This window comes from Micromonospora sp. KC213 (assembly GCF_004348325.1).
In the GTDB taxonomy this organism is placed as follows: Bacteria; Actinomycetota; Actinomycetes; order Mycobacteriales; family Micromonosporaceae; genus Micromonospora.
The window spans coordinates 1-8,097 of record NZ_SMKF01000216.1; the positions used below are offsets into that span (position 1 = coordinate 1).

The 8,097-nt window shown below is 69.5% G+C and carries 5 protein-coding genes; 3 read left to right on the plus strand and 2 right to left on the minus strand.

Annotation, left to right across the window (positions count from 1 at the left end; all coding sequences use genetic code 11):
* Positions 1-536 precede the first annotated feature (536 nt).
* Positions 537-1,982 (plus strand): Mur ligase domain-containing protein, encoded by a 1,446-nt coding sequence (locus tag E1166_RS27530; protein WP_132342822.1) that lies wholly within the window; start codon positions 537-539, stop codon positions 1,980-1,982.
* Positions 1,983-1,994: 12 nt separating this feature from the next.
* On the opposite strand, the gene murF is transcribed toward E1166_RS27530, so the two are convergent.
* A complete protein-coding gene (murF, locus tag E1166_RS27535; protein WP_243710550.1) occupies positions 1,995-3,326 on the minus strand; it encodes a UDP-N-acetylmuramoyl-tripeptide--D-alanyl-D-alanine ligase in 1,332 nt (443 codons plus the stop codon).
* Positions 3,327-3,730: 404 nt separating this feature from the next.
* Here murF and E1166_RS27540 point away from each other — a divergent pair, with 404 nt between their 5' ends.
* Together E1166_RS27540 and E1166_RS27550 are read left to right on the plus strand one after the other, a co-directional pair.
* The gene (locus E1166_RS27540) at positions 3,731-4,660 is read left to right on the plus strand and encodes a DUF4394 domain-containing protein (RefSeq protein WP_207914576.1); all 930 of its coding nucleotides are present in this window, start codon (positions 3,731-3,733) and stop codon (positions 4,658-4,660) included.
* Between the two features lie 935 nt (positions 4,661-5,595).
* Complete coding sequence (locus E1166_RS27550; RefSeq protein WP_132342824.1) at positions 5,596-6,105, plus strand: hypothetical protein; 510 nt, start codon at positions 5,596-5,598, stop codon at positions 6,103-6,105.
* A gap of 54 nt (positions 6,106-6,159) precedes the next feature.
* On the opposite strand, the gene E1166_RS27555 is transcribed toward E1166_RS27550, so the two are convergent.
* Positions 6,160-7,212, minus strand: coding sequence for a hypothetical protein (locus E1166_RS27555; RefSeq protein WP_132342825.1), 1,053 nt, complete (start codon positions 7,210-7,212; stop codon positions 6,160-6,162).
* Between the last annotated feature and the right edge of the window lie 885 nt (positions 7,213-8,097).

The window sequence follows — 8,097 nt, forward strand, 5'->3', positions numbered from 1 at the left end:
CATCCGCTCCGCCCGGTGCAACCGACGGATCTCCGCCCAGTCCTCCACGCTCAGCACCTCCCGATGCTTTCGGAGGGGGTCAAAGTTCAGCCGGAACCACGGGGTCAGTTTTCAGGCGGAGCCGACAACAACCGCCCGCTGGGACAGCAAGACCCGGAGCAGTTGGCCGTGGATAGGGACGACGCGGATCTGATTCGCCCACGGCACCGCCCGCATCGGTCGCGTCGGTTCCCCGGCGGTCGACCGTGTGCCTGCCCCTCGTGCTGTGCGGAGCGAAAGCAGGACCGGCAGCAACAGTCTTCGGGCTCTACGCCGCCGGCTGCTGGCTACGTCCCGCCACTGGATGTTGGTCGGCTGTCGTCTGCGTCGGCACTGGATGGGCCGTCGCAGATTGATTGGACTCGCGCGGCCGAGGTGGTGACCCGAGGCCAGCTCGGCCGCGCGCAAGGAATCGCATCGATGGGAAGGAGTGGACCCCTTCGCACGTCAGTTCGTGGCACCACCCTGTCAGCTCTTACAGAAGGAGACACGGCACCATGACCGACACGATCACTGGTAATCCGACGATCGAGGCGTACCACGGTCCGATCGATCTGTCCCGTCCGCACTTTGTGGGCGTCGGCGGTTGCGCGATGTCCGGCCTGGCGCGGCTGCTGGCCGAGCTGGACCACCACGTCACCGGCAGCGACCTGCACGAGTCTGCCACCCTGGCGGCGCTGCGTACGGCCGACGTGCGAGTGCAGGTGGGGCACGACCCGGCGCACATCGAGGGCGCTTCCTGTGTCGTCTACACCACCGTGGCGCAGAACTCCCCCGAGGTCCGCGCGGCCCGTACGGCGGGCATCCCGGTTGTGCACCGTGCCCAGGTCGTAGAGAAGTTGGCCGCTAACCGGCGGCTGGTGGCGGTGTCCGGGTCGCACGGCAAGTCCACGACCACGGCGATGATCGCCCACATCCTGCGCACCCTCGGGCAGGATCCGACGTACCTGGTCGGGGCCGATCTGACCGGGCCGGGCTCCGGCGCCCACCTGGGGCGGTCGCGGCTGCTGGTGGCCGAGGCGGACGAGTCGGACCGCTCGTTTCACTTCCTCACGCCCTCGATCGCGGTCATCACGAACGTGACCGACGACCACCCGGAGAACTTCGTCACCCACGCGGACGTGATGCGCGCCTACGTCGGGTTCGGCGGCCGGATCGCCCCGTATGGGTACCTGATCGTCAACGCTGACTGCGTGGGCGCGACGGTGGCCGCTAGCGCGGTCGCCGCCGAGCGGCCCGACCTGACGGTGCTGCGGTACGGGCGGGACCGGACGGCGGACGTGCGGCTGCTGGACGTGCACGCCGAGGGGTGGTCGGCCTCGGCCACGGTGCGGCTGCCGAACGACGTGGAGATCAGGCTGACGTTGCCGACCCCGGCGGCGCATCACCTGGACGACATGGCGGCGGCGGTGACCTGCGGGCTGGCCCTCGGCCTGCACGGGGCCAAGGTGGCGGGGGCGGCATGCACGTTCGGCGGGGTGCGCCGCCGGTTCGAGCACATCGACACCCGGGCCGGGGTGACGGTCATCGACTCCTACGCCGACCACCCGCACGAGATCGCCGCAGACCTGGACGCCGCGCGCACCCTGGCACGGGGGCGAGTCCTGGTGGTGTTCCAGCCGTCCGGGCACGCCCGCGTCCTGGCGTTCGGCGAGCGCATCGGCCGGGTCCTGGCGGACAAGGCCGATCACGTCCTGCTCCTGGACGTGCACGGCACCGTGCCGGACGGCCGGCCCAAGGCGGACAGCACGGCCATCATGGCGCGGCTGCGCGACGGCGACTACTGCCTGCCGCTCGGCCCGGACCACGCGGCCCGGGTCGTCGCGCGGATGGCCGGCCGCGGTGATGTGGTGCTGACGATGGGCACCGGTGACGTGACCGGCTACGGCGCGGCGATCCTCGACAGGCTCACCACGCGATCCGAGGCGGTCCTGTCCGCCTGACCTCTTCCCCCGTCAGGCGGTGACAGCGCCGGGTTCCTCGATCAGCTTGCTGGCGAGCGTGAGGAGCCCGGCGCTGTTGGCTGCCTTGACCAACACCACATCACCCGGCCGCAACCCATCGCGCAGCAGTTCCCACGCCTGCGCCACGTTCGCCGCTCGGTCCACGACGGTGCCGTTGCCGGCGGCCCCGGCGGCGTACTGCTCGGCGTCGGCCCCGCCGATCGCCACCAGCCAGCCCGCGCCGATCTCGGCGACCTGCTGCCCGATCTCCCGGTGCACCTGCGGCGCGTGGTCGCCCAGCTCGGCCATCTCACCCAGCACCGCCACCGCCCGCCGGCCGTCGCCGGTCATGGCGTGCAGCGCCCGCAACGCCGCGCGCATCGCGTCCGGGGCGGCGTTGTAGGCGTCGTTGATGACCGTCACCCCGTCCGGGCGGACGGTCACCTGCATTCGGCCCGGTGACACCGCCTCCGCCCGCGACACGGCGTCGGCCACCGCGTCGATCGGATGCCCCAACCCGAGGGCGACCGTGGCGGCAGCCAGCGCGTTGGACGCCTGGTGCAACCCGTACAACCGCAACCGCACCTCGGCCGCCTGGCCGTCGTGCACGAGCCGGAAACGGGCACGTCCCCGCTCGTCCACGCTCATCCTCTCGGCGCGCACGTCCGCGAAATTCTCGATGCCGTAACGCAGCACCCGCGCGGACGTACGGGACGCCATCGCCGTCACCAACTCGTCGTCGCCGTTGAGCACGGCCAACCCACCCTCACCTGCGGAGGGCAGGGCTTCCACGATTTCGCCTTTGGCCTGGGCGATGTTCTCCACCGACCCGAACTCACCCAAGTGCGCGTGCCCAACCCGGGTCACAACGCTGACCGTGGGCGGGGCGATGCCAGTCAGGTAGGCCACGTGCCCGATCCCCCGCGCGCCCATCTCCAACACCAGATAGCGGGTGTCGGCGGTGGCCCGGGTGACCGTGTACGGCAACCCCAACTCGTTGTTGTTCGACGCCCGGTTAGCCACCGTCTCACCCCACGTCGGCAACACCTGGGCAAGGACGTCCTTGGTCGATGTCTTACCCACCGAACCGGTCACCCCGACCACCGTGGTCTGCGCCAGCCGATCCACCACCGCCCGCGCCAACCGCCCATACGCGGCCGGCACGTCATCGACGACCACCGCCGGCACCCCGACCGGCCGCGACGCCAACACCCCCACCGCACCGGCCTCAATCGCCTGGGCGGCGTAGTCGTGCCCGTCGACGCGCTCACCCGGCAGCGCCACAAACATCCCACCCGGCTCCACCCGCCGGCTGTCGAACACCACCGGAGCCGTCACCGTCACCGCGTCGACAGCGTCGTGAAGGGATCCACCGACAACGGCCGTGATCTCTCGCAGAGTCATCGGAAGCACGGGTTGAACCTACCGTGCCGGGTAGGGCACGGCGCGGACAGTGGGCACAGCGCGTCCTCTCGGGCGGGAACCGGTGCCAACTCCCCTACCCCTACGCGGAAGCCAACGCGCGTTTCAGCCGATAAGAGGGCGGCGCAACCGGCGGCTCTGGCTGATGGGCGGGGCGTCAGGTTCCGATATACCGTTTCAGGGCGAGTTTGTCCTGCTCAACGTGGCTTCCGCCCGGATCGGGCCAACGTCCACCGTTACGGCCACACCAGCATCTGCGAGTTGCTTTCATGTCCTTGTGCCCGTTGAGGGCTACCGGTTCCGTCCGTGACAGGAAGGTGTGCGACATGAAGTATGCGCTCAACAGGGGGCTCCTGCTCGCTGGTCTGTCCGTTGCCCTGAGCGCCGGCATGGCTGGCGTGTTCGCTGGTTCCGCCGGGGCCGACGGCGGTTCGTGGGACGACTCCGACGACCACCGGTCGTGGGAGAGATCCTGCCGTTACTACTCCGACTACGACCGGGAAGGCAGGCGCGACGGGCTCAAGGCCATCGGACTGACCGACGACCAGAAGCTGATCAAGTTCGACGTCGACCGGCCCGACGACGCCTGCAAGATCGGCAAGGTGTGGCTCTCCGACGACAACAAGCTCGTCGGCATCGACTACCGGGTGCAGAACGAGCGGCTCTACGGCGTCGGCGACAAGGGCGGCATCTACCTTCTGTCCACCCGCGACGCCTCCGCCAAGAAGGTCAGCAAGCTCACCGTTGACCTCGACGGCAAGTACTTCGGCGTGGACTTCAACCCCGCCGCCGACCGGCTGCGGGTCATCAGTGACAAGGGCCAGAACCTGCGCCACAACCTCAACGACGACACCACGGTCAAGGACGGAAACCTGACCTACCCGCCGTCGAAGGACACCGCCCGCGGCGTTACCGGGGCCGCCTACACCAACAACGACCTCGACCCGGACACCGCCACCACACTGTTCGACATCGACACCAACCTCGACCAGGTCGCCGTGCAGTCACCGGCCAACACCGGGCAGCTCGCCGCCACCGGCAAGCTGGGCGTCGACGCGGGCATCCAGGCCGGCTTCGACATCTACAGCATTGTCCGTGACGACAAAACGGTCTACAACAAGGGCTTCGCGGTTTTGCAGGTCAACGGCCGCAGCAAGCTCTACGAGATCGACATGCTGACCGGCGAGGCCGACAAGCAGGGCACCTTCTACGACTACAAAGTCATCGACCTCGCACTGCCCCTCGGTCAGCTCTGAGGCGACAGGGCAGGGCGCACATACAGCAGGGTGATCGCGGGGGAAGGCCGGCACCACGCCGGCCTTCACCTAGCTGTTGCGTAGTCGGTTGAGGGAGTGGTTGAGCTGCCTCACTGGCCTGCCGATCTGCCTCTTCCGGCTGCGGTCACCGAGGTTGAACAGCACAGCCTGTTCGTGGCCGTGGCTGCGGTTCCCGATCCGCGTGACCCGGGTCGCCGGCGCTACCCGCTGGTGAGCATGCTCGCGGTGGCGGTGCGCGCTACCACCGCAGCAACGGCGAACCCACATCGCCCGAGCCACCAGACGCGCAGCCCATCGTCCACACGACCTCATCGACGCCGTGACCAGGAAAACCCGACTACGCAATAGTCCTGCCGTGCCGGCTGGCCCGGATGTGCAGGCCATCGGTGGATGTGGCTGGATCGCGGCGGCAAACGGGGCGGCGCGGTCGTCACCGCGCCGCCCCGCCACCACAATCCGAAAGGCGGACGGACGGCAGAAAGGTCGGGTCTGCCGGGCATCGGAACCCTTCGGGCTACGGCGGGCGCGGCAGGCGCGGTATGAAAAAGCCACTCCCATGGTCGCGCCCGCAGCTCTATCGATCCGTCCTGGTCCTGCGGGCAGTGTTTGCGCTCGTCACTCGTTCGTGTGACGAGCGGACCCGGAGGACAGCCTTGTCGGCAGACAGCTTGCCTCGCGCGGCCAACTGGCACTATGCCAAGCTGTGGTTTATGTACCGCAATTCGCGCCCCCGTCGCCGGACTCTGCTGGCTCGGTTGGCAGCGCATCGGCGGGTGCACTCGGCCCGGGGAGTGTTGCCGAAGCCGCGTACGCGAGCGGCGTGGGCGTCGTGGGCGGATGACCAGTACAACGCCCTAGCGGACGTTGCTCATGATGAGGTGTGGCGGGCTCAGGCGGCCGGTGAGGACACGCCGATGATGGTGCTTCCGGTGGATAATCCGGCGGTGCCGGTGGCGGAGCCGCCGGGGTTGTCGGAGGCGGCGCGGGCGCGGCGGGCGTTGGCGGATCGGCTGTTTGACGGCTTGGTCGATCCGGAGCCGGGTGTGTGGTATGGCAATGAGAACGTGCTGCTGTCGGCGGCGTGGCCTTCGAGCGTGGAAGAGGCTCCGGAGGCGCGGGCGGCCTTCATCGAGGCGGCCGGGGTGGTGGAGCGGGACGGGCCGGCGGCGCTGCGGGTGGGGTCCGGCCGTGGTGGTCTGGTGCTGCGGGTGCACGGGCCGGGCTGGTCGCTGGTGTTCCGGGTGTCTCCGGTGGTGCGGCCGATCCTGCTGTGCGTGGACGGGCTGGCCGATCACTGCTTCTGGATTCAGGAGACAACGGAGGAACGCGACCTGGTGCGTGGGTCGGTGGCCCGGGTCGTGAAGGAAGCCGCCCGCTACGGGTGGGGCGGGGACAAGTACGCGGCGTCGGCCGCGTCGGTGTAGTCGTCCGGCCGCCCGTGACGGGCAACGTGTACGGGCGGCCGGAATTGCCGGCTGTCAGGTGTCGCGGCGGGGCTGCCGGGGCGTGAGGCGTGTGCGGCCTTGCAGGAGGCGGGTGATCTGCCGGACAGCGGTGCTGCGCCGCTGTGAGGCGTTGTGGGGGGACATTCCGAGGTCGGCGGCGACGTCCTTGAGTCGTTCCCGACGGATGTAGGTGCGGCGGACGAGTTCGGCGTTGGTGCTGTCGATGCGCTGGCTGGCTGGTCCGGTGGCAGAGCGTTGCACGAGGTTGAGCAACACTGCCTCGGCGGCCTGGGCGTCGTCGGCGTCAAGCCGGCCGGGTTGCGGGCCGGTGGTTCCATGCTGGTCGGCGGCCACCGTCGTCATCGTCTTCTCGTCCCCGATCAGGACGAGCTGGGCTAGGCGGCCGTTGTCTTCCTCGTCCAGTCGAGCGAGGCGGGCGTAGTACTCGGTCAGAGTTTCGTCGTTGCGGCGGCTGCGCTGGCGTCTGCGCCGTTCGGTGCGTCCGCTTACCCGGTCGTACGCGCTGCCGCAGAGGCGGTTGTAGATGTTGGGCCGGGTGGCGTCGAAGCGCCATGTGACGGTGCCGTCGCTGGTGTGCGTTTCGCGCATCCGGGTCAGAAACTCGATCATGAGGTCGATCTGCACGGCGTTGCGCCGTTCCGTGCGGCTGCCTTTGGGGGTGAGGCGGCGGGCGCGGTCGAAGAGGCCACCGAAGCCGACGCCCAGGGCGTAGAGGCTCCATTGCTTGCGCATCGGGCCGGCGTGATCGCGGTAGGACTCCACAATGTGCCGCCACACCCGATCCTTCGTCTCGACGGGCACGGTGGTGCGGCCGATGCGGTGAAGCACGTAGCGGGGTGTGGCAGGTCGCGGGTCGTCGGTGCCGTCGACCCACCCGCGCGGCACGCCGACTGTGCACTTGGCGGCGGTGTAGCTGACGATGCCCAGAGGCATCTTGGGCAGAGGAATCAGGTCTAGTTCGTGCGGGTTGTCGCGGGCGGGGCGCGGATCGTCCGGTAACCACCGGTCCGGTTCATCGAAGACCAGCGGGCCAGCGAGGATGCCGCGCATGTGCCTTGTGGGCACCTGTTCATCCGGCACGGTCGTGTCCTCCCCACGTCACTCGGGCTGGGTGGGACACGCCGGGCCGCCTGTCGGCGGTGAGGCCGGGTCGACACTGACCCCTTGTGCGGCCCCCGGCGTGCTGCGGACACCGCCGGGAATCGCACAAGCGTACGAGAGATCGCGTGCGGGTGCTACGGCGTTGTGTGGCCCCCGCCGCGAGCGCTCGTCGTCGCTCGGCTCCACAACCGACAGCCGGACCGAATGCCCCCGCTTCCGGCCTGGCCTTGATCCTCAGCGTACGCGCGGAGCCGAAAAATTCTTCGCACCGCTCTGTGGATCTTGTGATGTTCCGGCGAGGGCGTTCCCTTTCTTATAGGTAGAAGCAGTTCAACCCGGCGGCATGGCATCACCGAAAGGAGGCAGCCACAGACCCGTGTCGGCCGCCGTGCATCTGATCCACGCCGGCTCGCTCCTGCGGCTGTTCGCGGTGCTCAGCCCCTGTATTCGGGGGCAAGCCGGCTTGCCGGCGCGGCAGCACCTCAGAGCCGGACTGCCGGCGCACCCGGCACCGCCCGTGCTGCTCAGGTAGCGGCGGCCTGCGGAAATGCGGCCAGCGTTAGCCGCGTCGGCAACGATCGGCAGCGTTCGGGCGTGTCGCCTGGCGTCCTGGTGGCGGTCCTGGTCCGGCTCCGCGCCCAACTCTCCGCCCGACGGTGGTCGCCGTCCGCTCGTGCCGCCGTCCACTGCGGCCGGAGTGCGGGGTGGCGTATGGCCCGTGGTCGGGTCCGTCGTTGTGGCCTGACGGCTGGTCGGTGGCTGCTGGTCGTCTCCGGTGTCGTGTGCCGTCTGTTTCCTACTGGGGCGGGGCGGGGGACCGGCCGAAGGCCGCAGCCCCCGACCCCGCCC

Bases quoted from the DNA above. Each gene is read 5' to 3' on its own strand.
- E1166_RS27530 (WP_132342822.1), top strand. From the start codon at position 537: ATGACCGACACGATCACTGGTAATCCGACGATCGAGGCGTACCACGGT.
- E1166_RS27540 (WP_207914576.1), top strand. From the start codon at position 3,731: ATGAAGTATGCGCTCAACAGGGGGCTCCTGCTCGCTGGTCTGTCCGTT.
- E1166_RS27550 (WP_132342824.1), top strand. From the start codon at position 5,596: ATGATGGTGCTTCCGGTGGATAATCCGGCGGTGCCGGTGGCGGAGCCG.